Origin of the sequence: Pseudomonas jinjuensis (assembly GCF_900103845.1) — a bacterium.
GTDB classification, from domain to species: domain Bacteria; phylum Pseudomonadota; class Gammaproteobacteria; order Pseudomonadales; family Pseudomonadaceae; genus Pseudomonas; species Pseudomonas jinjuensis.
In genome coordinates, this window is sequence record NZ_FNIJ01000002.1 from 237,947 (window position 1) to 263,074 (window position 25,128).

At 66.6% G+C, this 25,128-nt stretch carries 22 protein-coding genes and 1 tRNA gene; 12 read left to right on the forward strand and 11 right to left on the reverse strand.

Annotated features, from left to right (window positions below; genetic code table 11):
• Nucleotides 1-33: 33 nt before the first annotated feature.
• A complete protein-coding gene (gene dacB / locus BLR75_RS03525; protein ID WP_084309981.1) occupies nucleotides 34-1,497 on the reverse strand; it encodes a D-alanyl-D-alanine carboxypeptidase/D-alanyl-D-alanine endopeptidase in 1,464 nt (487 codons plus the stop codon).
• Between the two features lie 231 nt (nucleotides 1,498-1,728).
• Here dacB and BLR75_RS03530 point away from each other — a divergent pair, with 231 nt between their 5' ends.
• The 3 genes from BLR75_RS03530 to BLR75_RS03540 all read left to right on the forward strand — a co-directional run bounded on the left by BLR75_RS03530 (nucleotide 1,729) and on the right by BLR75_RS03540 (nucleotide 6,704).
• Entirely contained in the window at nucleotides 1,729-2,073 is a 345-nt protein-coding gene (locus BLR75_RS03530; RefSeq protein ID WP_084309982.1) for a YggL 50S ribosome-binding family protein, read from the forward strand.
• Between the two features lie 279 nt (nucleotides 2,074-2,352).
• Nucleotides 2,353-2,979: a response regulator transcription factor gene (locus BLR75_RS03535; protein ID WP_084309983.1), complete on the forward strand. Its 627-nt coding sequence runs from the start codon at nucleotides 2,353-2,355 to the stop codon at nucleotides 2,977-2,979.
• 119 nt (nucleotides 2,980-3,098) lie between these two features.
• Nucleotides 3,099-6,704: a transporter substrate-binding domain-containing protein gene (locus BLR75_RS03540; RefSeq protein WP_245726096.1), complete on the forward strand. Its 3,606-nt coding sequence runs from the start codon at nucleotides 3,099-3,101 to the stop codon at nucleotides 6,702-6,704.
• Between the two features lie 6 nt (nucleotides 6,705-6,710).
• Here BLR75_RS03540 and BLR75_RS03545 read toward each other — a convergent pair whose 3' ends face one another.
• From BLR75_RS03545 to BLR75_RS03565, 5 genes are all read right to left on the reverse strand, one after another.
• Nucleotides 6,711-8,042, reverse strand: a complete 1,332-nt coding sequence (locus BLR75_RS03545; RefSeq protein WP_084309985.1) for a deoxyguanosinetriphosphate triphosphohydrolase — start codon at nucleotides 8,040-8,042, stop codon at nucleotides 6,711-6,713.
• A 72-nt stretch (nucleotides 8,043-8,114) separates the two neighbouring features.
• Complete coding sequence (locus tag BLR75_RS03550; protein ID WP_084309986.1) at nucleotides 8,115-9,281, reverse strand: EAL domain-containing protein; 1,167 nt, start codon at nucleotides 9,279-9,281, stop codon at nucleotides 8,115-8,117.
• Between the two features lie 86 nt (nucleotides 9,282-9,367).
• A complete protein-coding gene (locus BLR75_RS03555; protein ID WP_084309987.1) occupies nucleotides 9,368-9,718 on the reverse strand; it encodes a hypothetical protein in 351 nt (116 codons plus the stop codon).
• A complete protein-coding gene (locus BLR75_RS03560; RefSeq protein WP_084309988.1) occupies nucleotides 9,715-10,098 on the reverse strand; it encodes a phage holin family protein in 384 nt (127 codons plus the stop codon). Before BLR75_RS03560 ends, BLR75_RS03555 begins: the two co-directional genes overlap by 4 nt.
• Before the next feature lie 2 nt (nucleotides 10,099-10,100).
• Nucleotides 10,101-10,418, reverse strand: a complete 318-nt coding sequence (locus BLR75_RS03565; RefSeq protein WP_084309989.1) for an ElaB/YgaM/YqjD family protein — start codon at nucleotides 10,416-10,418, stop codon at nucleotides 10,101-10,103.
• A 415-nt stretch (nucleotides 10,419-10,833) separates the two neighbouring features.
• On the opposite strand from BLR75_RS03565, the gene BLR75_RS03570 reads away from it, so the two are divergent.
• Nucleotides 10,834-12,042, forward strand: coding sequence for an ammonium transporter (locus BLR75_RS03570; RefSeq protein ID WP_084309990.1), 1,209 nt, complete (start codon nucleotides 10,834-10,836; stop codon nucleotides 12,040-12,042).
• A gap of 96 nt (nucleotides 12,043-12,138) precedes the next feature.
• Here BLR75_RS03570 and BLR75_RS03575 read toward each other — a convergent pair whose 3' ends face one another.
• Nucleotides 12,139-13,413 carry an OprD family porin gene (locus BLR75_RS03575; RefSeq protein WP_084309991.1) on the reverse strand — a complete coding sequence of 425 codons (1,275 nt, stop codon included), beginning with the start codon at nucleotides 13,411-13,413 and terminating at the stop codon, nucleotides 12,139-12,141.
• 285 nt (nucleotides 13,414-13,698) lie between these two features.
• On the opposite strand from BLR75_RS03575, the gene BLR75_RS03580 reads away from it, so the two are divergent.
• Complete coding sequence (locus BLR75_RS03580; RefSeq protein ID WP_084310162.1) at nucleotides 13,699-13,938, forward strand: glutaredoxin family protein; 240 nt, start codon at nucleotides 13,699-13,701, stop codon at nucleotides 13,936-13,938.
• 93 nt (nucleotides 13,939-14,031) lie between these two features.
• On the opposite strand, the gene BLR75_RS03585 is transcribed toward BLR75_RS03580, so the two are convergent.
• The 3 genes from BLR75_RS03585 to mobA form a co-directional block, all read right to left on the reverse strand.
• Nucleotides 14,032-14,108, reverse strand: a tRNA-Pro gene (locus tag BLR75_RS03585).
• Between the two features lie 143 nt (nucleotides 14,109-14,251).
• Entirely contained in the window at nucleotides 14,252-14,473 is a 222-nt protein-coding gene (locus BLR75_RS03590) for a YgdI/YgdR family lipoprotein (RefSeq protein WP_084309992.1), read from the reverse strand.
• 91 nt (nucleotides 14,474-14,564) lie between these two features.
• Nucleotides 14,565-15,152 carry a molybdenum cofactor guanylyltransferase MobA gene (gene mobA, locus BLR75_RS03595; RefSeq protein WP_084309993.1) on the reverse strand — a complete coding sequence of 196 codons (588 nt, stop codon included), beginning with the start codon at nucleotides 15,150-15,152 and terminating at the stop codon, nucleotides 14,565-14,567.
• Between the two features lie 70 nt (nucleotides 15,153-15,222).
• Here mobA and moaB point away from each other — a divergent pair, with 70 nt between their 5' ends.
• Both moaB and BLR75_RS03605 read left to right on the forward strand, forming a co-directional pair.
• Nucleotides 15,223-15,762, forward strand: a complete 540-nt coding sequence (gene moaB / locus BLR75_RS03600) for a molybdenum cofactor biosynthesis protein B (protein ID WP_084309994.1) — start codon at nucleotides 15,223-15,225, stop codon at nucleotides 15,760-15,762.
• Nucleotides 15,759-16,976 carry a molybdopterin molybdotransferase MoeA gene (locus BLR75_RS03605; RefSeq protein ID WP_084309995.1) on the forward strand — a complete coding sequence of 406 codons (1,218 nt, stop codon included), beginning with the start codon at nucleotides 15,759-15,761 and terminating at the stop codon, nucleotides 16,974-16,976. Before moaB ends, BLR75_RS03605 begins: the two co-directional genes overlap by 4 nt.
• A 131-nt stretch (nucleotides 16,977-17,107) precedes the next feature.
• Here BLR75_RS03605 and gliR read toward each other — a convergent pair whose 3' ends face one another.
• Nucleotides 17,108-18,127, reverse strand: coding sequence for an AraC family transcriptional regulator GliR (gene gliR, locus BLR75_RS03610; protein ID WP_084309996.1), 1,020 nt, complete (start codon nucleotides 18,125-18,127; stop codon nucleotides 17,108-17,110).
• Between the two features lie 110 nt (nucleotides 18,128-18,237).
• On the opposite strand from gliR, the gene BLR75_RS03615 reads away from it, so the two are divergent.
• The 5 genes from BLR75_RS03615 (at nucleotide 18,238) to BLR75_RS03635 (ending at nucleotide 25,021) form a co-directional block, all read left to right on the forward strand.
• Nucleotides 18,238-19,833, forward strand: a complete 1,596-nt coding sequence (locus BLR75_RS03615; RefSeq protein ID WP_084309997.1) for an FAD-binding oxidoreductase — start codon at nucleotides 18,238-18,240, stop codon at nucleotides 19,831-19,833.
• 4 nt (nucleotides 19,834-19,837) lie between these two features.
• Nucleotides 19,838-21,418 carry a glycerol-3-phosphate dehydrogenase/oxidase gene (locus BLR75_RS03620; RefSeq protein WP_084309998.1) on the forward strand — a complete coding sequence of 527 codons (1,581 nt, stop codon included), beginning with the start codon at nucleotides 19,838-19,840 and terminating at the stop codon, nucleotides 21,416-21,418.
• Nucleotides 21,419-21,601: 183 nt separating this feature from the next.
• Nucleotides 21,602-23,161 (forward strand): FGGY-family carbohydrate kinase, encoded by a 1,560-nt coding sequence (locus BLR75_RS03625; RefSeq protein ID WP_084309999.1) that lies wholly within the window; start codon nucleotides 21,602-21,604, stop codon nucleotides 23,159-23,161.
• Nucleotides 23,162-23,228: 67 nt separating this feature from the next.
• Entirely contained in the window at nucleotides 23,229-24,137 is a 909-nt protein-coding gene (gene yegS / locus BLR75_RS03630; protein WP_084310000.1) for a lipid kinase YegS, read from the forward strand.
• Nucleotides 24,138-24,211: 74 nt separating this feature from the next.
• Complete coding sequence (locus BLR75_RS03635) at nucleotides 24,212-25,021, forward strand: MOSC domain-containing protein (protein WP_084310001.1); 810 nt, start codon at nucleotides 24,212-24,214, stop codon at nucleotides 25,019-25,021.
• The last annotated feature ends 107 nt before the right edge of the window (nucleotides 25,022-25,128 follow it).

The following is a 25,128-nucleotide window of genomic DNA, read 5'->3' on the forward strand; positions in this document are numbered from 1 at the left end:
GGGGAGGGCGCCGGCGAACGCGGTGAAGCGAGGTCAGCGGTTGGCGGTTGCCGTGTTGGAGGCGCGCCGGGTGGTGCTGTACAGGTCCAGCAGCACCTGGTCGAGGATCGACGAGGCGCCCCACGGGCGGTTGCTGTTGAGGATCGCCACCACCACCCAGTTGTTGCCGTTGGCGTCGCGGCTGAAACCGGCCAGGGCGCGGACGGTGTTCAGGGTGCCGGTCTTGACGTGGGCTTCCCCGGCCATCGGCGTGCGGCGCAGGCGTTTGCGCATGGTGCCGTCCATCGCCACGATCGGCAGCGAGGACACGTATTCCGCCGAGTAGGGGCTGTGCCACGCGGCCTGCAGCATGGCCGCCATCTCCCGCGCGCTCACCCGCTCGTCACGCGACAGGCCGGAGCCGTTCTCCATCACCAGGTGCGAAGCGGTGATGCCCTTGCGCGCCAGCCACTGGCGGATCGCCCGCTGCGCCGCCTGGCCGTCGTTGGCATCGGCGCTGGTGCGGTTCTGCGCGCCAATGGAGAGGAACAGCTGCTGCGCCATGGTGTTGTTGCTGTACTTGTTGATGTCGCGAATGATCTCGACCACATCCGGGGAGAAGGCCTTCGCCACCAGCGTGGCGTTCTTCGGCACGCTGCCCTGGCGGTCCTTGCCGGCGATGCTGCCGCCGAGTTCCTGCCAGATGCCGCGCACCGCGCCGGCGGTGAAGCTGGGGTGGTCGAGCAGCGACATGTAGGTCTGGGCGCTGCAGCCCTTGGGAATCTGCCCGGTCGCGACCAGGGTCGCGCCGTCGAACTGGACCACCGGGTTGAAGCGCAGCTTCGGCCAGGACGGGCAGGTCGCGGGGCCGGTGACCTTGATCTGGTTGTCGAGGCGGACGTTCGCCAGCGGCGGGTCCATCATCACCGTGGCCTTGCCGGATTCGCTGCGCACCACCAGGCGCACGCTCTTCAGGTTCACCAGCAGCGAGTCGGGGCCCACCAGGAACGGCTTGTTGTCGTCGCCGCCATCGTCGTTGAACACCGGCAACTGCGGGGCGTTGAAATAGCTGCGATCGAGCACCAGGTCGCCGGTGACCCGGGTCACGCCGTTGGCGCGCAGGTCGCGCATCAGCAGCCAGAGCCTTTCCATGTTCAGCTTGGGATCGCCGCCGCCCTTCAGATAGAGGTTGCCGTCGAGCACGCCGTTCCTTATCTGGCCGTCGGTATAGAACTCGGTTTTCCACTGGTAGGTGGGGCCGAGCATTTCCAGGGCGGCATAGGTGGTGAACAGCTTCATGGTCGACGCCGGGTTGACCGAGACGTCGGCGTTGAAATAGGTCGGGTTGCCGGGCCCGTCGAGCGGGATCAGCACCAGGGAAAGGGCATCGTTCGGCAGTTTGCTGGTCTTCAAGGCCTTCTGCACGTTTTCCGGCAGGGTGGCGTTGATCTGCGCCAGCGCCGGCAGGGCGAAGGGCAACAGCGTGGCGAGGGCAAGGGCGCGCAATGACTTGAACATTTTTGAAGTGATATCCCGGACAGGGGCATGAAGCGAAATTGAAGATGAAAATCAGAAAGTGCAGGCGCTGAAAATGTTCCCGTTTCGCGCGGGGCCTGCCGGCGCATTATGCCGCAACCCGCGGCCGGATGGGATGCGCCGGCGAACAAGGTGCTGGCATCGGGCCGGCCGGTCGCGACTCTTGTCATTGTCTACACTGCGGATGCCGACACCCCCGCAGGAGAACCGCACATGGCCACCAACCGCTCCCGCCGCTTGCGCAAGAAGCTCTGTGTCGACGAGTTCCAGGAACTGGGATTCGAGCTGAGCTTCCAGTACAAGGAGGGGGCCGCTGCCGAGGTGACGGACGCTTTCATGCGCCGTTTCACCGACCAGCTTCTCGCGCCGAATGGGCTGAGCTACGCCGGCTGCGATGAATATGGTTTCGTCTGCCTGGGGCGCCGCGGCTCGGTCAATGAGGAACAGCGGAGCCAGGTGGACGAATGGTTGCGGCAGCAACCCGAACTGGCCAGCTTCACCATCAGCGCCCTGATGGATGCCTGGTATCCCGGGCAGCCGGTGAAGGTTCCGCGCTGACCACCCGCAGCAGCCTCGCCATTCGTGGTCAATGCGCCGTGAGTCAAGCGGCGCGGCGTGCAATATTCGGATAATGCTGGCGTCAAGTCGGATTCATATGTCCGAATTTTTCAGGGAAGGGTTTGCTTGCTGCGGTAATGCTTTTAAGAATGTAAGGGTTGTATTTTTATCTCGTAGGACTTTTCCTAAGATCGCCAAAACGTTACCGTCGTTCTCGACAGAATCCGTTCCGAAGATATCTCATCTGCCACGTTATAAAGAGATGTTTCCGGAGGGATAATGAGCAGGGTTATGATCGTCGATGACCATCCGGTCATTCGAATGGCAATGCGTGTATTACTGGAAAGGGAAGGCTATGTCGTTGCGGGTGAAACCGATAATGGCGTGGATGCCTTATCCATGGTCAAGGAATTATTGCCGGACCTGGTAATTCTCGATATCGGCATTCCGCGGCTCGATGGACTGGAAGTGATCAGCCGCCTGTCCGCTTTCGGCCTGCCCATGAAGATCCTGGTGCTTACCGGCCAGAACGCCTCGCTCTTCGCCATGCGCTGCATGCAGGCCGGGGCTTCCGGGTTCGTCTGCAAGCAGGGCGGCCTCGCCGAGCTGATGAATGCGATCAATGCGGTAGTCGCCGGATACAACTACTTCCCGAGCACGGCCATTCGTGCAAGCCGGAAGAATAATGGGCAAATAGACGACCAGGAACTTATCCAGAGACTTTCCGACAGGGAAATGTCCGTTCTTCAATATCTGGCCAATGGATATTCGAACAAGGAGATTTCCGAGCAGATGTTCATCAGCAACAAGACTGTCAGTACATACAAGACACGTCTGTTGTTGAAGTTGAATGCTCATTCGCTGGTCGATCTTATCGAGTTCGCCAAGCGCAATACGCTGGTGTGAGGTCTTCCATGGTTGGGTGGTTCCGGCAAAAACCAGTAATTGCCATTGGCCTCTTTCTAGGAGTTTTCTGTAGCGCAATTCCTGCGAAAGAGAATATTCCTTCATGGACGCCTCTTGACTTGTTGGCTCGTCCTGCTGGCGAGCGGGTCGAGGTCGAGCTTCCCGAAGCGGACTGGCAGTGGTTGAGGGCCAGGAAGGTCCTGGTAGTCGGTACCACCAGCCCGGACTATCCGCCCCTGGAAACCACCCCGAGCGGCAAGGAGCTGGAAGGCGTCACCGCGGATTACCTGGGCATCCTCGAATCCGCCCTCAACATCCGCATCCAGGTGCGCCGCTATTCCGGCCGGAACAGCGCCATACAGGCGCTGCAGAAGGGCGAGATAGATCTGCTGGGCCGTTCCACCCGATACGAGAGCGAATTCCCCGGCATCGTCCTTTCCGTCCCGTACTTCGCCAACCAGCCGGTGGTCGTCGGGCGGAAGGACGTGCCGCCCGACGATGGCGACCGTTTGTCCGGACGCCGGATCGCGGTGGTGGACGACTACTTCTCCCGGGAGGAAATAGCCCGGCACTACCCGCGCTCCGGGATCGTCCGCTTCGATTCGATTCGCCGTGCCCTGGAGGCGGTTTCGTTCGGCCGGGCCGACTTCTATGTGGGGGATGCCTTCAGCGCACAATACGTGATCAGCCAGGGTTATCTGCTCAACCTGCGCATGCTGAATTTCGCACGCTTCGACGGAGGCGGCTTCAGCTTCGCCCTGGCGGCCTCCAACGACCGCCTGCGGGACATCATCGACAAGGCGCTGGAAAGCGTGCCGGTGCAGACCGGCCTCGTCATCCAGCGCCGCTGGGGAACCGGCGTTCCGTATTCCATCGCCGGTTCCGAACTGGTGCTGACCGATCAGGAGCGGCGCTGGCTCGAGCGCCACCCCAGGCCGGTGCTGGTGGTGGACCAGGCGCTCGCTCCCCTGACCTTCTTCGATTCCGACCGGCAGTTCCATGGCATCGTCGCCGATCTGCTCGATCTCGTCCGGGCGCGAACCGGCCTGCAATTCGAAGTCCAGCCCTCCGCGTCCATTCCCGACATGCTGAAAAGAGTCCGGGAAGGCCATGCCGACGTGATCGCCGCACTGGCGCCCACGCTCGAACGCCAGGAGTTCCTGGCGTTCACCCGGCCGTATCTGAACACTTCGTTCGTCGTGGTCACCCGCAAGGCGAATGAACGGATCGGCGATCTGACCGACCTGGATGACCAGACGGTCGCGGTGCCGCGCGGCAGCCTGCTCATCGATTACCTCAGGGAGCACTATCCGCATGTCCGCGTGGTGGAAGTGGAGAACAACGTCGATGCGCTTCTGCTGCTGAGCGATGGCCAGGTGGATGCCGCGATCCACCTGATGGCGTCCGCCACCTTCCTGCTTTCCCGCTACTACAGGAACCTGCGCATCGTGGCGACGCTCGACCCCGAGCCGGGGCAACTTTCCTTTGCCGTCTCCCGCGCCGAACCCGAACTTGTCAGCATCCTGAACAAGGCGCTGCTGGCCATATCGCCCGAGGAAATGGCCAACCTCGTCAGCCGCTGGTCCGCCACTGCCGAGTCGTCCGACAGCGTCTGGGAAGGCTATCGAACGCAGCTCTATCAACTGGCCGTGGCAGGAGCGCTGGCGCTGGCGCTGGTGCTGTTCTGGAACTGGCGGCTGCAACGCAAGGTGCGCCAGCGGAGCCTGTCCGAGAAGGATCTGAGCTACCGGCTCGCTTTCAAGCGTGCGCTCGTCGATGGCATCCCGCACCCCGTCGTCGTCAGGGACAGGAAAGGGCGCCTGCTGACCTGCAATCGCAGCTACCTCGAATTCACCGGGCTCACCCGCGAGGCCGCCCAGGGAACCTGCGTGACCGATTACAGCTGGCTGAATCCCCGCGACGCCGAAGCCTTGCAGCGCGAGTTCCTGCAGGTGCTGGAGCGGGGTGAGCCGCAAACCTTCGACCGGGTCATGCAGGTGCATGGGCAGACCAGGGAGGGCCATCTCTGGATCACGCCCTATCGAAACGTCAAGGGAGAGGTCCTGGGGCTGGTATGCGGCTGGATCGACGTGACCGAGCGCGAACGCCTGCATCAGCAGTTGCAGATCGCCAAGGAGCAGGCGGAGGAGGCCAGCCGCATCAAGAGCACCTTTCTCGCCACCATGAGCCACGAGATCCGCACGCCGCTGAGCGCGGTGATCGGCATGCTCGAACTCGCGCTGCTCGGCAGCGGCTGCGGCAGTTGCAGCCAGAGCGGCCCGCTGGAGGTCGCCCATGAATCCGCCCGGTCGCTGCTGCTGCTGATCGGCGACATTCTCGACGTGGCCAAGATCGAGTCCGGGCGCCTGACGCTGATGCCCGAACGGGCCAGGCTGCGGGAACTGGTCGAATCCGTGGCGAGGATCTTCGACGGGCTGGCCAGGCAGAAGGGCCTGCAGCTCAGGCTGGAGATCGATGTCGAGGCGGCGGCCTGCGACGTGCTGATCGACCCGCTGCGCTTCAAGCAGATTCTTTCCAACCTGCTCAGCAACGCCATCAAGTTCACCGACAGGGGCTTCGTCGGCATCCAGGTGGCGGCCGACCCGCTGGCCGAGGACCGGATCGCCCTCGACCTGTGCGTCGAGGACAGCGGGATCGGCATTGCCGAAGAGGACCAGGCCCGGCTGTTCGAACCCTTCAGCCAGGTGCAGCAGGGTAGCTTCGCGTCCCGTGGCGGCACCGGGCTGGGGCTGAACATCTGCCGCAAGCTCGCCGAGATGATGGGCGGGACGGTGCGTCTGGAGAGCACACCGGGCGTTGGCACCAGGGTCCGCGTGAGCCTGGTGCTGCATACCCTGGAGCCGCTGCCGGAGCAGGTCGCCAAACGCGATGCGGTCGCGGAAATGCCCGGTTGCTCGCTCAGGGTGCTGGTGGTGGACGATCATCCGGCGAACCGCATGCTGCTTTCACAGCAGCTCGAGCATCTCGGCCAGCAGGTGGTGCTTGCCGAGGATGGCGCACAGGCGCTGCAAGCCTGGAGTCCCGGCGAGTTCGATCTGGTCATTACCGACTGCAACATGCCGGTGCTGAACGGCTATGAGCTGGCTATGCAGATTCGCCAGATCGAACGGGAAAGCGGAGCTGCGCCATGCCGGATCTTCGGTTTCACCGCCAACGCCCAGCCGGACGAAATCGAACGTTGCCGCAGCGCCGGAATGGATGACTGCCTGTTCAAGCCGCTGTCGCTGGAGCAGCTTCGTTCCCACCTGGTGCAGGTGCCGAGAATCGCAGCGGCGGAAACCATTCTTGCGTCCGATGCCGGCATCGAGATCCAGGCGCTGGAGGAGATGACCGGCGGCGATCCGGCCCTGACCAGGCAACTGGTCGAGGAGCTGTACAGGACCAACCAGGCGGATGTCGGGCAACTCGAGGCGCTGCTGCGCAAGCGGGATTGGCCGCAGCTTGCCGACCTGGCCCACCGCATCAAGGGCGCCGCGCGCATGGTGCAGGCGGAGCTGCTGCAGGAACGTTGCGTCGAGCTGGAGAATGCCTGCCGGAACGGCCCCGGCGAAAGCGACCTGCAGCTTCGGGTGCGCCATGTGCGTGAGGCCGCGGAGCGCCTGCAGGCGCAACTGCAGACCTACCTGGATATGCTCCCCGGCAGTTGCCCGGAAGCGCCCGGCCGCTGCAATGGCTGGAAAAACGACGGCCCTTTCTGCAACTGACGCGCCTCAGACCGGGCTCGAACGCCCGGTCATTTCCCTGGCCATTTCGGTGGCATAGCTGTCGGTCATCCCGGCGATGAAATCGATGACCCGCAGGAAGGCCCGGTACAGCGACCATTCCGGATTGGGCGCGTTGTGCCCGAGCAGATCGAGGATGCGCTGGTTCTTCAGCGAGGGCGAGCGCCCGCCGTGCTGTTCCAGCGCCGCGCCGCAGAAGGCGTTGAGCAGGATTTCCAGGGTGGTGTAGGCGCCGATCTCGTGCAGGGTCTTGCGCTTGTCCTGGAAGATCTTTTCCCGCGCCAGGGCCTTCGCCCGCAGCACGCAATGCTTGGCCGGGCCATGCATGTGTTCCACCAGGTCGCCGGGCAGCGCGCCGGCCAGCAGCGCCGACTTCTGTTCGACGAAGGCGCGGGCGGCGGCGTTGGTCAGGTGCTCGATGGCCTTGCCGCGCAGGATCGCCAGCTTGCGCCGGCGCGAATCCTGCGGACCCAGCTGGCGGTAGGTTTCCGGCAGGTCGTCGCCCACCAGCCCGAGCAGCAGCATCTCGACTTCGGGATAGTCGAGCAGCTCCATTTCCAGGCCGTCCTCCAGGTCGATCAGGCCGTAGCAGATGTCGTCCGCCGCCTCCATCAGGTAGACCAGCGGATGGCGCGCCCAGCGCTCGGCTTCGAGTTGCGGCATGCCGAGCTTCTGGGTGATCTGTTCCAGCAGCGGCAGTTCGCTCCGGTAGCAGCCGAACTTGTGCTTCTTGTAGCCGAGGGAGTCGGCGTGGCGGGAGGTCCAGGGGTATTTCAGGTAGGTGCCGAGGGTGGCGTAGGTCAGGCGCACGCCGCCGTCGAACTGGTGGTATTCCAGCTGGGTCAGCACGCGGAAGCCCTGGGCGTTGCCCTCGAAGTGCAGGAAGTCGGCGCGCTCCTCCTCGCTCATCTCGTCCAGCCAGCCGCGCGCGGCGGCCTGCTGGAACCAGTGGCGGATGGCGTCCTCGCCGGAGTGGCCGAACGGCGGGTTGCCGATGTCGTGGGCCAGGCAGGCGGACTGCACGATGACGCCGAGATCGCCGGGGTCGCACCACTCGGGAAGCTCGCCGCGCAGCATCTCGCCGACCCGCATACCCAGCGAGCGGCCGACGCAGCCGACCTCCAGGGAGTGGGTGAGGCGGGTGTGGATATGGTCGTTGCTGGTGACCGGGTGCACCTGGGTCTTGCGGCCCAGGCGGCGGAACGCGCCGGAGAAGATGATCCGGTCGTGGTCCTTGTGGAACGCGCTGCGCCCCAGTTCGGCGCTGCTGTGCACGGGCTTGCCCAGGCGTTCGCGGGGGAGCAGGGAGTGCCAGTCCATTTGGTCATCCTGTCGAGTCGGCGATGGCAACCAAGCTAACCGTTCGCCCGGGCAATCTCAACGGCGCCGGAATCACAGCCCTTCGGCGTCGACGTCGACCAGCAGCAGACGCCGTCCCTGGTCGATGAACAGGCCGGCGGTCATGCAGTACTGGTTGGTGGTCGCGTCGCGATAGGTGCCGGAAAGCATCATCCGCTGCTCTTCCCAGCCTTCGGCGAGCAACTGGTAGAAATACGGGCGCCAGGACCAGTTGTGGCCGATGTAGCGGCGGTCCTCGCGCCAGAACAGGCCGTTCCATTCCAGGTTGGGCGAGGTCTGGGTGCCGTGGCGGTCGCACTGGTAGATGCGCAGCACGCGCGGACAGAACTCCGGGGCGGGCAGGCTGCTGAGGATGGCGCCGCTTTCCGCCCAGGGGCGCAGCTTGGCGAGCAGTTCCGAGAGTTGCTGGCGCAGCTGGTTGAGGTTGGCGCGTTCCTCCAGCTTGCGCTGGACGTAGAGGTCGCGCAGCCGGGCGAATGGCTCGCGGAAGGCGTCGCTGGCGGGGAACTGCAGCGACGGCCGGCCGAACAGGAAACCCTGCACGTAGCGCGCGCCGCATTCGAAGGCGAAGTCCATCTCCGCTTCGGTCTCGATGCCTTCGGCGATGATCCAGCAGCCGGTCTTCACCGCCATCTGCGCCAGCGCCTTCACTACTTCGCTGCTGTGCCCGCCGTCGCGCGCGGCCTGCTGGAACAGGCGCATGTCCAGCTTGAGGATGTCCGGCTGCAGGGCCAGCACGCGGTCGAGCTGCGAGTAGCCGGCGCCGAAGTCGTCGATGGCGATCCGCGCGCCCGCTGTGCGATAGCGCGCCACCACCTCCGGCAGGCGCCGGTCGTCGCCGCCCAGTTCGGTGATCTCGAACACCACCCGCCGCGGGCTGACGCCCTGCTGCTCCAGTTGCTTCAGGCTGGGCAGCGGCTGGTCCGGCCGCAACTGGCTGATCCAGCGCGGCGAGATGTTCAGGCTGAGGAACCAGTCCGCCGGCATTTCCCGCAGGCGGGCGAGGGCGTCGTCGCGGATCTGCCGGTCGAGCTGGCGCAACGTCGTCGGGCTGATCTTCGGATCGGCGAACAGTGGGCCGACGGAAAGCAGCTCGCCGTCCGGCTGGCGCAGGCGGCCGAGGGCCTCGACGCCCGCGATCAGGCCGGTGGCGGTGTCGATGAAGGGTTGGAAGCAGGCGACGGGTTGCCCCTCGATCACGGGTCACATCCTTGGTTGCAGTTCCGGGACTGGTGCGCTCGGCACTTTCTGTCCATATAGCACTGCAAGAATGTGGCCAGGGATCTTCAGAGATGGGTGGTCGGCGGCGGCGCGTGGTCTTCGGCTTTCTTCGCCTGGCGCAGGTTGAGCAGCAGCGGCGCGAGGACGAGGCCCAGCTTGAGCAACTGGCCGAGCCGGCGATGCTTGCCGGTCAGCAGTGCGAGCAGCAGGGCGCCGCCGGTGCCGGCGAGCAGCGGCGTGTGGCCACTCAGCTGCTGGCGCACGCTCTGGCCGAGGTTGCGCACCTGGGCCAGGGGCCTGAGCAGTTGCTGGGTCTCGTGCACCAGCTGCTGGCGCTGCAGCTCCAGGCGCAGGCGCACGATGGTCTTCTGCATCTCCCGGCGTGTCTGGCGCGGCATGCTTCGCGATTCATTCATGGCAGCAGTCGCTCCTGGTCACGGGCGAGTTCTTCCAGGGTGGCGCTGAAGGGCGAGGTGTCGTCGTCGGCCAACTGGTGAATCCGCCATGCGCATATCGCGCAGCCGATGCCGTAGAACAGGCAGAGGCCGATGGCCGCCTGCACGCGGTAGGTGTCCCAGAACAGGATCAGCACCAGCATCGAGATGCCGGCGAGCAGGAGCAGGGCGAACACCAGCGCCAGGCCGGCGAACATCAGCAGCTGGAAGGTGCGGCTCTTCTGTTCCTGCAGCTCGATGCCGAGCAGTTCGATGTGCCCGTGCAGGAGGCCGAGGAAGGCGGCGAAGAAGCGCCGCAGGGAAGGGGTATTGGCCATGCCGGCGTCCTTTCCGTCGGTCATGGTCAGCGCCGGTTCAGCAGCAGCCCGAACAGGAAGCCGACGCCCGCCGCGATGCCCACCGCCTTCCAGGGATTCTCCCGGACGTACTCCTCGGTGGCTTCGACGGTTGCCTGCCCGCGATCCTTGACCGTCGCCTGGGTCGAGTCGAGTGCCGCGCGAGCGCGCTTGAGGTTGGCCTGGATCTGTTCGCGCAGTTGCTCGGCTTCGGCGCCGAACAGGTCGGCGGAGCTTTGCAGAAGCTTTTCCGTATCGCTGACCAGGGTCTGGAACTCGCTGATGAATTCTTCCTTGGCGGCATTCACTGCGGCGTTGCTGGGCATGTAGGCGCTCCTTGGCTGGGCGAGGGGACTGTTGTTTCGAGCCACGTCTGCGCGGGAAGTTTCTCACAAATTTCCCGCAGCGCATTGACGCCGTCGCGGCCGTCCGTTCAGTGAAGCCCAATCCGGACGAGTGCGCCTCCTGGTATGGCGCTTGCAATCCGCTGGTGCGTCAGGAGACGGACGTGCCCGAATTCGGGGCGTTCCGGTTGCCCCGAAAATCACTGAAGTCTCCACTAAACATTGGAAAAACAAGAGAAAAACCAAACGGATGGAATGCAGGGAAGCGTTTCGGTCGACAGGCTGGATTCCTGGTCCTGGTCATTCGTGGGGCGGCGCTGCTTCAGTGTGGTGCGCTCGCGTGGAGTGACGGGCCGTTTTGGTGCTTTTCTGATCGACACTGGGGCTGCCGAGATTCATGGATAACCTGAACAGTGCCGTGGAAACGCTTATCCACGGTTCCAACACGCTTTTCATCCTCATCGGCGCGGTCATGGTCCTGGCCATGCACGCCGGTTTCGCCTTTCTCGAAGTCGGCACGGTGCGGCTGAAGAACCAGGTCAACGCGCTGTCGAAGATCCTCGCCGACTTCGCCGTCTCCGCCCTGGCCTATTTCTTCGTCGGCTACTGGATCGCCTATGGCGTGGACTTCCTCCAGCCGGCGCAGCAACTGACGGCGGAGAACGGCTACGCGCTGGTGAAGTTCTTCTTCCTGTTGACCTTCGCCGCGGCCATCCCGGCGATCATTTCCGGCGGCATCGCCGAGCGCGCCAAATTCTGCCCGCAGCTGTGCGCCACCGCGCTGATCGTGGCCTTCGTCTATCCCTTCTTCGAAGGCATGGTGTGGAACGCCAACCTCGGCCTGCAGGGCTGGCTGGAAAGCCGGTTCGGCGCGACCTTCCACGATTTCGCCGGCTCCATCGTGGTGCATGCGTTCGGCGGCTGGCTGGCGCTGGCGGCGGTGCTGCTGCTCGGCCGGCGCGACGGCCGCTACCGCGAGGGCCGGCTGGTGGCGTTCGCGCCGTCGAACATCCCGCTGCTGGCGCTGGGCTCGTGGATCCTCATCGTCGGCTGGTTCGGCTTCAACGTGATGAGCGCGCAGACGCTCAACGGCGCCAGCGGACTGGTGGCGGTGAACTCGCTGCTGGCGATGGTCGGCGGCACCGTGGCCGCGCTGATCGTCGGGCGCAACGACCCGGGCTTTCTGCACAACGGGCCGCTGGCGGGGCTGGTGGCGATCTGCGCGGGGTCGGACCTGATGCACCCGGTCGGCGCCCTGGCCACCGGCCTGGTGGCTGGCGCGCTGTTCGTCTGGACCTTCACCGCGGCGCAGGTGAAATGGAAGATCGACGACGTGCTCGGCGTCTGGCCGCTGCATGGCCTGTGCGGACTGTGGGGCGGCATCGCCTGCGGCATCTTCGGCCAGCAGGCGCTGGGCGGCATCGGCGGGGTGAGCCTGGCGAGCCAGGTGATCGGCTCGGTGCTCGGCGTGCTGATCGCCTTCATCGGCGGGGCGGCGGTCTACGGCCTGATCAGGAGCGTGGCCGGCATTCGCCTGAGCCAGGAGCAGGAGTACTACGGCGCGGACCTGTCGATCCACAAGATCGGGGCGATCAACCACGATTGAGCGGTTGTGTCGATCGTTCCCACGCTCCTGCGTGGGAACCATGGGTATGAAAAAGCCCGGTCGATGTGACCGGGCTTCTTTTTTCCTGCGAAAGAATTACCAGAGCGGCATGACGTAGCTGACGATCAGGCGGTTCTCGTCCAGGTCGTTGGCGAAGTTGCTGCGCACGGTTGCGTTACGCCACTTGATGCCGAGGTTCTTCAGCGGGCCTTCCTGGAAGACGTAGGCAATGTCCATGTTGCGTTCCCATTCCTTGCCGTCCTCGCTGGTGGTCGCGCTCAGCTGGTCGACGTCGTCGCCTGTCACGTAGCGGGTCATGAAGGTCAGGCCGGGAATGCCGATGCCGGCGAAGTTGTAGTCGTAGCGGGCCTGCCAGGATTTCTCGTCCTTGTTGGCGAAGTCGCCGATCTGCACGTAGTTGACCAGGAACGGGTCGGTGCCGGTGAGGTAGGCGAAGCCGGTGTCGCCGCTCATCTTCTGGTAGCCGAGGCCGAAGGCATGGAAGCCCAGGCTGTAGGTGAACATGGCGTTGAGCGCCTTGTTGTCGACGTTGGTGTCGCCTTCGTCGTTGGAGCGCGCCCAGCGGATATCGGACTTCAGCGACTGCTTGTCGGCGATCGGCAGCACGTGCACCAGGTTCAGGTAGTGCTGCGAGTAGTTGTCCTCCAGTTCGCCGTAGTAGTAGCTGGTGGTGAGGTTGTCGGTCCACTTGTAGCCGAGGCCGCCGAAGGCGAACTCGTTGGTCGCCACGGTGCCGGTGATGTTGCGCTTGCCCCCGCCGGTCATGGTGAGGTCCTCGTAGTCCGAGGAATCGCGCTGGTTCACCTGATACAGGCGGCCGCCGTCGAGGGTCAGGTTGTCGATGTCCAGCGAGTTCAGCCAGGCACCGCTGAAGGTCTGCGGCAACAGGCGGGTATCGTTGTACTGCACCACCGGCAGCTTGGGCAGCAGCGTGCCGCCTTTCAGGGTGGTCTTGGACACGCGCACCTTGGCGGTCGCGCCGAAATCGTTATAGCTGTCCTGGGCCCGGCCGGTTTCGCGGTCGCGCTGCAGCAGGCCGCTGCCGCTGCGATCCGGGCTGGAGTCGAGCTTCAGGCCGAGATCGGCCAGGGCGTCCAGGCCGAAGCCGACGGTGCCTTCGGTGAAGCCGGACTCGTACTTCAGGATGAAGCCCTGCGCCCATTCTTCCTGCTTGTTCTGGGTCGGCACGGGGTCATTGTCCTGGCGCAGATCGCGGTTGAAATAGAAGTTGCGCAGTTCGACGCTGGCTTTGCTGTCCTTGATGAATTCCGCTTGAGCCAGGGTGGGAAGGGTAAGGCTGGTACCCAGCGCGGCCAGGGCCACGGCACGGGCGATCGGGGTCTTGCTCATTGTTATTGTCTCCTCGAGCGCATTGGGCAGCCGGTGGTGCCTCGTGGGAAGGCATGCCGGTCTGTTACAACTTGTTTAATAAATCATTACAGCCGAGCGATGACTCTTAGACCTTAGTCGTTGATTAGTGAGCCTGCTAAATAGCGTCGCGGGAATGCCGGAGGGAGGCTGTACGCCTAGTGCCACGGCTTATTGGTCCGAGATTTCCTGCGCTCCGGGGCTCGCGCATAATTGGCCTTCTGGAGCTTGCCCATGCAGGCGTCCGAAACGATGAAGGAGGATTCGATGATTCCGGAATGCCAGTTGTTCGGCACCCTTGGCTGCCACCTGTGCGAAGTGGCGGAGGCGCTGTTGATGCCCTTCGTCGAGCACGGCCTGCTGGTGGAACTGGTGGATATCGCCGAGCGGGAGGAGTGGGTAGAGCGCTACGGACTGCTCATACCGGTCCTGCGCCGCTGCGATACCGGGGCGGAACTGAACTGGCCGTTCGACGCCGAGCAGGTGGCCGATTTCCTCAGCCGCTGAAGAAGGGGCCGGCGCGGGTGACCGGGCCGGCAGCCTGCCATGAAAAATCGCAGGCAATAAAAAACCCGCCGTTGAGGCGGGTTTTTCGGGATTTGGTCGGAGCGACTGGATTCGAACCAGCGACCTTCTCGTCCCGAACGAGACGCGCTACCAAGCTGCGCTACGCTCCGTTTGATGGCGCGCATTCTACCGAAAAACTTTTGATGCACAAGGGGTTAGCGAAATTTTTTTTGCTGGCGGTTTTTTCACCAGCGGAAAAAACGACGCCCCGCGGGATGCTGGCATCCGGCGGGGCGTGCTGGAGAAGGACGGGTCAGAGTTCCTTCACGGTGCGGACCTGGTCCTTGTTGACGCGGACTTCCTTGCCGTCCAGCTGCTGGAATTCATAGAAGCCGGATTCGTCGTCGTAACGGGGAGTGTCGACCGCCTGGATCTCGCGCCCGTCGTTCAGGGTGATGACGGTGGGGCTGGAGCAGCCAGCGAGTGCGCCGAGGCCCAGGGTCAGCAGAAAGGCCGGAAGCAGCCGTTTGTTCATCGGTATATCTCCTGTGGAAACCGGGGCAAATAGATACCCAATTCCGACCGAAGTTCCCCGGCCCGAGTTCCAGGCTTTTCCTAAAAACGCTCTAGCCCGGTCTTTGCAGCAGCTCGGGCGTGTTCAGATTGGCCAGTCGCGGGTCGTCCGCGGCGCAGTCCACGGGCTGCACGCCGAAGCGCAGGAACACGTGGCGCGGGCTGCGCTCGCCGCGTTGCCAGGCTTCCTCCACGTGGGGGGCGATGGCCCGCGGCAGTAGGCAGAACAGCGGCTCCCACTGCGCGCCGGTGCGCAGCATCTGCACCCGGTCCGGCGCGGCGAGGGCGGAGCGGCGCAGGCTGTCGAGAAGAGCGCGATCCAGCCGCGGCGCGTCGCAGGGCAGCACCAGCAGCCAGGGGTGACGGGCCGCGGCCAGGCCGGCGCGGATGCCGGCGAGCGGGCCGGGGAAGTCGGCGCTGTCGTCGCTGACCAGGCGGTCGGCGAAGGCCGCATAGCGCTCGGCGTTGCGGTTGCAGGAGATGATCAGGTCGTCGGTCAGCGGCCGCACCAGATCGTGCAGATGGCTGACCAGGGGACGCCCGCGCCACTCCAGCAGCCCCTTGTCCTGTCCGCCCATGCGCTGGCCGCGGCCGCCGGCGAGAATCAGCACGGAGCAGGGCGGGAAGAGGGCGTCGGGCATGGCGGAGTCTCCGGAAAGGGCCTGTGATATAACACCCCGGATTCCCACCTCACAAGCAATGGAGCGCTCCATGAGCCACAAGGCCGAGCAGGCATTCGTGCCGCTGAACATCGCTGTCCTCACCGTCAGCGATACCCGCACGCTGGAAACCGACACCTCCGGCCAGCTGTTCGTCGATCGCCTGCAGGCCGCCGGTCACAACCTGGCCGCGCGCGTGCTGCTGAAGGACGACCTCTACCGCATCCGCGCCCAGGTCGCCGCCTGGATCGCCGAGGATGACGTGCAGGTGGTGCTGGTCACCGGCGGCACCGGCTTCACCGGCCGCGACAGCACCCCCGAGGCCGTCGCCTGCCTGCTGGACAAGATGGTCGATGGCTTCGGCGAACTGTTCCGGCAGATTTCCGTGGCCGACATCGGCACCTCCACCGTGCAGTCCCGCGCCCTGGCCGGCATGGCCAACGGCACCCTGGTGTGCTGCCTGCCGGGCTCCACCAACGCCTGCCGCACCGCCTGGGACGGCATCCTCGCCGAGCAGCTGGACGCCCGTCACCGCCCGTGCAATTTCGTCGCGCACCTGAAGCCGCTGCCGCTGTGCGAGAGCCGCGGATGAGCGGCTGCTGCGACAAGCCCGGCCTGCTGCCGGTCGAACAGGCCCTGGAGCGCCTGCTGGCGCTGGCCGAACAGGCGCCGATCGGCGAAGTGGAAAGCGTCCCGCTCAACCAGGCGGACGGCCGCGTACTGGCCGAGCCGCTGCTCGCCGGCCTCGACCTGCCGCCCTGGCCGAACAGCGCCATGGACGGCTACGCGCTGCGCCATGCCGACTGGCAGGGCGAGGCGCTGGCGGTGAGCCAGAAGGTCTTCGCCGGCCAGTCGCCGCAGCCGCTGCAGCCGGGCACATGCGCGCGCATCTTCACCGGCGCGCCGGTGCCGGAAGGCGCCGATACGGTGGAGATGCAGGAAAACGTCGAACTGCTGGACGACGGCCGCGTGTCGTTCCGCGAGCCGCTGAAGGCCGGCCAGCATATCCGCCCGATGGGCCAGGAAACCCGCAAGGGCGACTGCGTGCTGGATGCCGGGACCCTGCTGGGGCCGATCACCATCGGCCTCGCCGCGACCCTCGGCCAGGCCGAGCTGCGCGTGCGCCGGCGGCCGCGGGTGGCGCTGCTGTCCACCGGCGACGAACTGGTCGAACCGGGCATGCCGCTGGGCGCCGGGCAGATCTACAACAGCAACCGCTACCTGCTGCGCAACTGGCTGGTCCGTCTGGGCTGCGAAGTGATCGACGCCGGTATCCTCCCCGACGACCTGGCGCGTACCCGCGAAGCCCTCGGCGCGCTGGCGGATGTCGACCTGATCCTCAGCACCGGCGGCGTTTCGGTCGGCGAGGCGGATTATCTCGGCCAGGCCCTGCGCGAAGCCGGCGAGCTGGCGTTGTGGAAGCTGGCGATCAAGCCGGGCAAGCCGCTGACCGTCGGCCATTACCAGGGCGTACCGGTGATCGGCCTGCCGGGCAATCCGGCCTCGGGACTGGTGACCTTCGCCCTGCTGGCGCGCCCCTACCTGCTGCGCCGCCTCGGCGTGCAGACGGTCGAACCGCTGGGCTTCAGCGTTCCGGCCGGCTTCAGCTGGAGCAAACCGGGCAACCGCCGCGAATACCTGCGCGCGCGCCTGGAGAACGGCCGCGCCGTGCCCTATTTCAACCAGAGCTCCGGCGTGCTGCGCAGCGCCGCCTGGGCCGAAGGGCTGGTGGAAGTGCGCGAGGGCAGCACGCTGGCGGAAGGCGATGCGGTGACCTTCATTCCGTTCAGCGAAGTGTTGGGCTGATCGGATCGCATACACGCACGCTCCCGCTCTTCGTAGGAGCGAGCTTGCTCGCGAACCCCGGATGTACAAGCGGGCCATGCCCGCGAATCGCACGCATGGCGTGCGCCTCCTGAGCGCCAGCAAGCTCGCTCCTACAGGGATTGGCGCTGCTGGCGATATTCCCCGGGCGTCCGTCCGGTCCACGCCTTGAAGCTGCGGTGGAACGAGCGCGGCTCGCTGAAGCCCAGGCGCAGGGCGATTTCCTGGATCGGCAGGTCGCTGTCCGCCAGGTATCGCCCGGCCAGTTCCTGGCGCAGCTCGTCGAGAATCCGCTGGTAGCTGGTGCCGGCCTGCTGCAGGTGGCGCTGCAGGGTGCGCAGGTTCATGCCGAAGCGCTCGGCGACGCGCTCCTTGCGCGGCAGGCCGTCCTTCAGCAACTGACGCAGCGTATTGCGGACCTGTTGCGGAAACGGCTCGTCGCCATCCAGTTCGGCGATCAGCGATGCCGCGTGTTCCTCCAGGGTGCGCAGCAGATCGGGATCGGCCTGGCGCAGCGGCTGGGCGAGCAGTTCCAGCGGCACCAGCAGCGCGTTGCAGGATTGCCGGAAGCGCACCGGGCAGCCGAACAGCCGCTGGTACTCGCCAATATCCACGTCCGGCTGCCCATGCTCGAACCAGACTTCCCGCGGCGACGCCTCGCTGTCGGCGATCCAGCGCGCGTACAGCAGCCAGGATGCCAGCACGTTTTCCACCATGTGCCGGCGGACTTCACCCGGCCGGTGGCGGCAATCCCAGATCAGTCGAACGTGGTCGTCGTCCGGCTCCAGACGGCTTACGCCCATGTCGCCGACAAGTTTTTCGTAAGGCACGATGCGCGCCATCGCCTCGCCGAGATTGGCGCAGTTCATGGTGATGTAGCCGAGCACGCTCCACGAGCCGGGCTGCACGAACTGCGCGGCGCGAAGGCCGAACAGCGGATCGCCGGAGCGCTCGCTGAGCTGGCCGAGCAGGCGTTCGTGGGCCTCGCCGGGCAGGCGCTGGCGGTTGTCGTCGAGCTGGGCGCGGGTCAGGCCGATGGATTGGAGGATGACGTCGATATCCATGCCGAGGCGCTCGGCATGGCGCAGATAGCGGTGCAGGGCGGGAACGGAGGTCTGGCCGAGGCTATGCATTCTTCTTGTGTCCCGATCGGCAACTCATGCTGTCCTGATCCGCCAGTGACAGGCGCGGGCGGCTGGCTAGTATAGGCAGCCATCGGGACGCATCGGAACAGGAGTGCAGCATGCGACGCTGGAACGGATGGGGCGAGGAAAGCACCTGGGTGGAACTGCCCGCCACGGGGCGCGAATTCCTCGGCGAACGGGTCGGCCCGGGCAGTCCGCTGCCGGACGCCAGTCTCGACAGCGTGCTGGCCAAGGTGCCGCCGTCGCGCCTGCCCGAGCACCCGCTGATCGTCCGCGAGGCGCGCGATCGCGTGCTGCACGCCCGCGGCCAGAGCCTGCCGGACTGGCTGGCGATGCGCGAAGGCGAGTTCGGCGTGTTCCCCGATGGCGTCGCCTATCCACAGACCGCCACGCAGATCCGCGAACTGCTGCAGTTCGCCGAAATCCACGACTGCCTGCTGATTCCCTATGGCGGCGGAACCTCTGTCGCAGGGCATATCAATCCGCCGGACGCAGCCCGGCCGGTGCTGACCGTCTCCCTGGAACACATGAACCGTCTGCTGGAGCTGGACGAGGAAAGCCTGGTCGCCACCTTCGGCCCCGGCGCCAATGGCCCGCAGGTGGAAAGCCAGCTGCGCGCACGCGGCTTCACCCTCGGGCATTTCCCGCAGTCCTGGGAGCTGTCCACCCTCGGCGGCTGGGTCGCCAGCCGCTCCAGCGGCCAGCAGTCTCTGCGCTACGGGCGCATCGAGCAGCTGTTCGCCGGCGGCACCCTGGAAACCTTCGCCGGCAGCCTGGAAATCCCCACCTTCCCGGCATCCTCCGCCGGGCCGGACCTGCGCGAGCTGGTGCTCGGCTCGGAAGGCCGCTTCGGCATCATTTCCGAGGTGAAGGTGCGGGTCAGCCGGCTGGCCGATGACGAGCGCTTCTACGCGGTGTTCCTGCCCGACTGGGAGCAGGCGCTGCGGGCCATCCGCACTCTCGCCCAGGCGCGCGTGCAACTGTCCATGCTGCGCCTGTCGAACCCCGTCGAGACCGTCACCCAGCTCGCCCTGGCCGGGCACCCGCGGCAGATCGCCTGGCTGGAGCGCTACCTGAACTGGCGCGGCGCGGGGGAGGGCAAGTGCATGCTGACCTTCGGCGTCACCGGCTCGCGGGCGCAGAATGCCGCCGCCCTGCGCATCGCCCGCAATCTGCTGGGCGAATTCGGCGGCGTGTTCACCGGCACGCTGCTCGGACGCAAATGGGCGGAGGGCCGCTTCCGCTTTCCCTACCTGCGCGAAACCCTGTGGCAGGCCGGCTACGTGGTGGACACCCTGGAGACCGCCACCGACTGGTGCAACGTCGACAACCTGCTCGGCCGCATCGAAACGAGCCTGCGCAACGGGCTGGCGGACGAGGGCGAGCGGGTGCACGTGTTCACCCACCTGTCCCACGTCTATGGCGAGGGATCGAGCATCTACACCACCTACGTGTTCCGCCCGGCGGCGAGCTACGCGGCAACCCTGGAGCGCTGGCGCCGGCTCAAGTACGCCGCCAGCCAGGCGATCGCCGACAACCGCGGCACCATCAGCCACCAGCACGGCGTCGGCAAGGATCACGCGCCCTGGCTCGTGGCGGAAAAGGGCGAGTTGGGGATGGCGGCGCTGAAGGCCATGGCCACGCATTTCGACCCGGCCGGGCGCCTCAATCCCGGCACGCTGCTGCAGGACTGACGCCATGCCGGCCTGGAACGCCGCCTGGCGCGAACGGGCGCTGCCGGAACTGGCGGCGCGGGAATGGGACCTGGTCGTGGTCGGCGGCGGCATCAGCGGCGCCGGCATCCTCCTCGAAGCGGCACGGCGCGGCTGGCGTTGCCTGCTGGTCGAGCAGCGCGATTTCGCCTGGGGCACGTCGAGCCGCTCGTCGAAGATGGTCCACGGCGGATTGCGCTACATCGCCAAGGGCCAGTTCGGCCTGACCCGCGATTCGGTGCGCGAACGCCAGCGCCTGCTGGCCGAGGCGCCGGGGCTGGTCGAGCCGCTGAGCTTCATCCTGCCGCACTACCGCGGCGAATTTCCCGGGCCACGGGTATTCGGCGGCCTGCTGACGCTGTACGACGCGCTGGCCGGCCGGCGCGACCATCGCTTCCATCCGCGCCAGCAACTGCGCTACCTGGCGCCGGGCCTGCGCGAGGACGGCCTGCTCGGCGGCAGCCAGTTCGCCGATGCGGTCACCGACGATGCGCGGCTGGTGCTGCGCGTGCTGGACGAGGCGCGGGCCGAGGGCGGGGAAGCGCTGAACGGCATGCGCGTGGTCGAGCTGATCCGCGAGAACGGCAAGGTCTGTGGGCTGGTCGCCGAGGATCGCGAAAGCGGTGAGCGCTTCCACCTGCATGCCGGCGCGGTCGTCCTGGCCACCGGCGCCTGGGCTGAAAACCTGCGCCAGCCCGGCGGCGGCGAGCGCATCCGCCCGCTGCGCGGCAGCCACCTGCTGCTGCCGGCCTGGCGCCTGCCGGTGGCGCACGCCTTCAGCTTCATGCACGGCGAGGATCGCCGGCCGGTGTTCGTCTTCCCCTGGGAGGGCGCCACGGTGGTTGGCACCACCGATCTCGATCACGACGAGAGCCTCGACCAGGACGCGCGCATCAGCCGGCGCGAGTTCGACTACCTGCTGGCGGCCTGCGCCCAGCAGTTTCCCGGCGCCCGGATCTGCGCGGAGGATGTGCTCTCGACCTGGGCCGGCGTGCGCCCGGTGGTCAGCGATGGCGCGACTAAGAAGCCGTCCGACGAGAAGCGCGAGCATGTGCTGTGGACGGATCCGGGCTGCGTGACGCTGGCGGGCGGCAAGCTCACCACCTTCCGCCTGCTCGCCCTGGAAGTGCTGCGCGCCTGCGCGCCGATGCTCGGTCGTGAGCTGGAGGAGCGCGGCGATGCGCTGTTCTTCGCGCCCGCATCGGTGGACTGCCCGGGATCGAGCGCAGCGCAAGTGCGGCGTCTGGCTGGCCGTTATGGCCGCGCCCTGCCCAGGCTGGCCGCTCTGCTGAAGGAGTTGGGCCTGGGGAAGGTCGGCGACACCGACTATCTATGGGCGGAACTGGCCTGGGCGGCGGAAGGCGAGCTGGTGCTGCATCTGGACGACCTGCTGCTGCGCCGCACCCGGCTTGGCCTGCTGCTGCCGCATGGCGCGGCGGATGAGTTGCCGGCCGTCCGGGCGATCTGCCAGCCGCGCCTCGGCTGGGACGATGCGCGCTGGGAGCGGGAAGAGCGGGAGTATCTGGAATTATGGCGACGCTGCTACAGCCTGCCGGTGACGGGGTGATGTACGACTATGTACGACTGTAGGGCGAATGAAGCGGAACGCTTCATCCGCCGATGGAGCTGTGCCATGCGTTGGCGGATAACGCTGGCGCGTTATGCACCCTACATCCCGGATGGGTATCGGTAGGATGGGTTGAGCGAAGCGATACCCATCGGTGGAACAGACAACGATAAGGACCGCATCTTGAGCGAACCGAACTACCTGCTCGCCATCGACAACGGCACCCAGAGCGTGCGCGCGCTGCTGTTCGACCTGCAGGGCAACCTGCTGGGCAAGGGGCGGGTGGAGCTGGAGGCCTATCGCTCGCCGCAGCCCGGCTGGGCGGAGCAGGACCCGGAGTACTACTGGCAGAAGCTCGGCGAAGCCTGCCAGGCATTGTGGCGCAGCGTCGATATCGACCGCAGCCGGGTCCGCGGAGTGGCGCTCACCACCCAGCGCGCCACGGTCATTCATGTCGACGAGGAAGGCCGGCCGCTGCGCCCGGCCATCGTCTGGCTGGACCAGCGCCGGGCGGATGTGGAGGGGCGCATCAGGGGACCCTGGGGCTGGCTGTTCAGGCTGGCCGGGGCGGAAGGGGCTGTGGATTATTTCCGCAGCCAGGCGGAGGTCAACTGGGTCGCCCAGCAGCAGCCGGAAATCCATGCGCGTACGCACAAGGTGCTGCTGCTCTCCGGCTATCTCACCCACCGGCTGTGCGGGCGCTTCGTCGATTCGCTGGCGAGCAGCGTCGCCTACCTGCCGCTCGACTACAAACGCCTGCGCTGGGCCGGGCCGCGCGACTGGAAGTGGCAGGCGGTGAAGGTCCGCCGCGAGCAGTTGCCGGAGCTGTTCAAACCCGGCGAACGACTCGGCAGCATCAGCGCCGAGGCCAGCCGGCACACCGGCATTCCCGAGGGGCTGCCACTGATCGCCGCGGGTGCCGACAAGGCCTGCGAAGTGCTCGGCGCCGGCGCCATCGAGCCGAACGTGGCCTGCCTGTCCTACGGCACCACGGCGACCATCAACACCACCCGCAGCCGCTACCTGGAGACCATCCCGCTGATCCCGCCCTATCCGGCGGCGATTCCCGGTCGCTTCAACACCGAGGTGATGATCTACCGCGGCTTCTGGATGGTCAGCTGGTTCAAACGCGAGTTCGGCCTGCGCGAGATGCAGCGCGCCGGGGAGCTGGGCATCGAGCCGGAACAGCTGTTCGACGAGCTGGTGCAGTCGGTGCCACCCGGTTCCATGGGGCTGATGCTGCAGCCCTACTGGACGCCGGGCATCCGCGAGCCGGGGCTGGAAGCCAAGGGCGCGATCATCGGTTTCGGCGACGTGCACACCCGCGCGCATATCTATCGCGCCATCCTCGAAGGCCTGGCCTACGCGCTGCGCCAGGGCAAGGAGCGCATCGAGAAGCGCTCCGGCACGCGCATCGAGCGCCTGCGTGTGGCCGGCGGCGGTTCGCAGAGCGACGCGGCGATGCAGCTCACCGCCGACATCTTCGGCCTGCCGGCGGAGCGCCCGCATGTGTACGAGGCGTCCGGGCTGGGCGCGGCCATCGACTGCGCGGTGGGGCTGGGCCTGCACGCGGATTTCCCCACGGCGATCGCGGCGATGACCCGCGTCGGCGAGGTCTTCCATCCGCGGCCCGAGGCGCAGCGCACCTACGAACGGCTGTATCGCGAGGTCTACCTGCGCATGTACCGCCAGTTGAAGCCGCTGTACCGCAGCATCCGCGAGATCACCGGCTATCCGGCCTGAAAGGCGCGGAGTTTCCTGGCACCCGCGACGGTCCATAGTGAATGCACCGCGAAAAGGGGGACGAGCGATGACTGAACGCAAGGCGATGCTGGTGCTGCACGGCAAGCAGGCGGCCAACGAACAGGTGCGCGAGGCGGTGCAGGCCCGGCGCGAGGCCGGCTGGGAACTGGCCGTGCGGGTCACCTGGGAGAACGGCGACGCCGCGCGGATCGTCGGCGAGGCGCTGGCTGCCGGGTATCCGACATTGATCGCCGGCGGCGGCGACGGCACCGCCCGCGAAGTGGCCGAGGCGCTGGCGCAGGCGGGTGCGCCGGCCAGCCTGGCGCTGCTGCCGCTGGGCACGGCCAACGATTTCGCCCGCGCCGCCGGCATCCCGCTGGAGCCCGACGCGGCGCTGGCGCTGCTGGATGCGCCGGCCTGTCCGGTGGACATGGGCGAGGTGGAGGGGCGGCTGTTCCTCAACATGGCGACCGGCGGCTTCGGCTCGAAGGTCACCGCCAATACGCCCGAGGACCTGAAGAAGGTCCTCGGCGGCCTGGCCTACCTGCTCACCGGCCTGACGCGCTTTCCCGAGGTGCACGCCGCCGAGGGGCATTTCCGCGGGCCGGATTTCGACTGGAGCGGCGAATTCCTCGCCCTCGGCATCGGCAACGGTCGCCAGGCCGGCGGCGGGCATCTGCTCTGTCCGCTGGCGCTGGCGGATGACGGCCTGCTCGACGTGAGCATCCTGCCGACCCCGCAGGACATGCTCGGCACCCTGGGCGCGCTGCTCGGCGGCGGGCTCGGCAACGACGACCTGTTCATCCGCGCGCGCCTGCCGTGGCTGGAACTGGATGCCGGCGAAGGGCTGGACGTGAACCTCGACGGCGAGCCGCTGGAGGCGCAGCGCATGCGCTTCTCGGTGCGCCCCGCGGCCTTGCGCCTGCATCTGCCGGCCGATTCGCCGCTGCGCTCGGACACTCCGGCGCTGCCCTGAACGGAGCGGCTTGCCGCTCCGCCCGGGGCGCCGTATAAGGGCGTTTTGTCGCTTGCCAGAAAGGACGCCGCCCCATGTTCAGCCTCAGCGCGCTTTACCGCTACCCGCTCAAGTCCGGCCAGTACGAGCCGCTGCAGGACATCCGCCTGGACGCCCTGGGGCTGGAAGGCGATCGCCGCTGGATGGTGGTGGAGGCGGGCAACGGGCGCTTCCTCACCCAGCGCCTGCTGCCGCAGATGGGGCGCATCCAGGCGCGCTGGATGGACCAGGGCCGGGCGCTGCAGCTGCGCGCACCGGGCATGCCGGAGCTGGACGTGCCGGTGCCGGGCGTCGATGACGACCTGCGCGGCGTGACCATCTGGCGCGACAGCCTGCTGGTGCCGGATGCCGGCGACGCGGCGGCGCAGTGGCTGAGCGCCTTCCTCGAACGGCCGTGCCGCCTGGTGCAGGTTCCCGAGCAGCGCGCGCGGCAGGTCGATACCGCCTATGCCGAGCCGGGCGAGAAGGTGCATTTCGCCGACGGCTTCCCGCTGCTGCTGATCGGCCAGGCGTCGCTGGACGATCTTTCCGCCCGCGTCGGCCGGCCGCTGGAGATGGAGCGCTTCCGCCCGAACCTGGTGGTCAGCGGCGCCACGCCCTTCGCCGAGGACGGCTGGAAGCGCATCCGCATCGGCGAACTGGAATTCCGCGTGGCCAAGCCCTGCTCGCGCTGCATCCTCACCACCATCGACCCGCACACCGGCGAACGCTCCGCCGACCGCGAACCCATGACCACCCTCAGGACCTACCGCCAGCGCGATGGCGAGCTGCACTTCGGGCAGAACCTGGTCGCGCTGGGCAGGGGCGAGCTGAAGGTGGGGATGGCGGTCGAAGTGCTGGAATAACCGGCGCTGCCGCTCTTTCGCTTTTTGTAGGAGCCAGCTTGCTGGCGATCCACCGTGCGAACCGGCAGCTCTCAGGGTGCCGGTAATTCCGGGATCGCCAGCAAGCT

What these genes read in the sequence shown, in the direction of transcription:
- BLR75_RS03545 (WP_084309985.1), bottom strand. Translation starts at nt 8,042, where the DNA reads ATGGACTGGCACTCCCTGCTCCCCCGCGAACGCCTGGGCAAGCCCGTG.
- BLR75_RS03580 (WP_084310162.1), top strand. Translation starts at nt 13,699, where the DNA reads ATGATTCCGGAATGCCAGTTGTTCGGCACCCTTGGCTGCCACCTGTGC.
- BLR75_RS03590 (WP_084309992.1), bottom strand. Translation starts at nt 14,473, where the DNA reads ATGAACAAACGGCTGCTTCCGGCCTTTCTGCTGACCCTGGGCCTCGGC.
- dacB (WP_084309981.1), bottom strand. Translation starts at nt 1,497, where the DNA reads ATGTTCAAGTCATTGCGCGCCCTTGCCCTCGCCACGCTGTTGCCCTTC.
- moaB (WP_084309994.1), top strand. Translation starts at nt 15,223, where the DNA reads ATGAGCCACAAGGCCGAGCAGGCATTCGTGCCGCTGAACATCGCTGTC.
- BLR75_RS03575 (WP_084309991.1), bottom strand. Translation starts at nt 13,413, where the DNA reads ATGAGCAAGACCCCGATCGCCCGTGCCGTGGCCCTGGCCGCGCTGGGT.
- BLR75_RS03605 (WP_084309995.1), top strand. Translation starts at nt 15,759, where the DNA reads ATGAGCGGCTGCTGCGACAAGCCCGGCCTGCTGCCGGTCGAACAGGCC.
- gliR (WP_084309996.1), bottom strand. Translation starts at nt 18,127, where the DNA reads ATGCATAGCCTCGGCCAGACCTCCGTTCCCGCCCTGCACCGCTATCTG.
- BLR75_RS03560 (WP_084309988.1), bottom strand. Translation starts at nt 10,098, where the DNA reads ATGACCGACGGAAAGGACGCCGGCATGGCCAATACCCCTTCCCTGCGG.
- BLR75_RS03635 (WP_084310001.1), top strand. Translation starts at nt 24,212, where the DNA reads ATGTTCAGCCTCAGCGCGCTTTACCGCTACCCGCTCAAGTCCGGCCAG.
- mobA (WP_084309993.1), bottom strand. Translation starts at nt 15,152, where the DNA reads ATGCCCGACGCCCTCTTCCCGCCCTGCTCCGTGCTGATTCTCGCCGGC.
- BLR75_RS03535 (WP_084309983.1), top strand. Translation starts at nt 2,353, where the DNA reads ATGAGCAGGGTTATGATCGTCGATGACCATCCGGTCATTCGAATGGCA.
- BLR75_RS03570 (WP_084309990.1), top strand. Translation starts at nt 10,834, where the DNA reads ATGGATAACCTGAACAGTGCCGTGGAAACGCTTATCCACGGTTCCAAC.
- BLR75_RS03555 (WP_084309987.1), bottom strand. Translation starts at nt 9,718, where the DNA reads ATGAATGAATCGCGAAGCATGCCGCGCCAGACACGCCGGGAGATGCAG.
- BLR75_RS03620 (WP_084309998.1), top strand. Translation starts at nt 19,838, where the DNA reads ATGCCGGCCTGGAACGCCGCCTGGCGCGAACGGGCGCTGCCGGAACTG.
- BLR75_RS03530 (WP_084309982.1), top strand. Translation starts at nt 1,729, where the DNA reads ATGGCCACCAACCGCTCCCGCCGCTTGCGCAAGAAGCTCTGTGTCGAC.
- BLR75_RS03615 (WP_084309997.1), top strand. Translation starts at nt 18,238, where the DNA reads ATGCGACGCTGGAACGGATGGGGCGAGGAAAGCACCTGGGTGGAACTG.
- BLR75_RS03565 (WP_084309989.1), bottom strand. Translation starts at nt 10,418, where the DNA reads ATGCCCAGCAACGCCGCAGTGAATGCCGCCAAGGAAGAATTCATCAGC.
- yegS (WP_084310000.1), top strand. Translation starts at nt 23,229, where the DNA reads ATGACTGAACGCAAGGCGATGCTGGTGCTGCACGGCAAGCAGGCGGCC.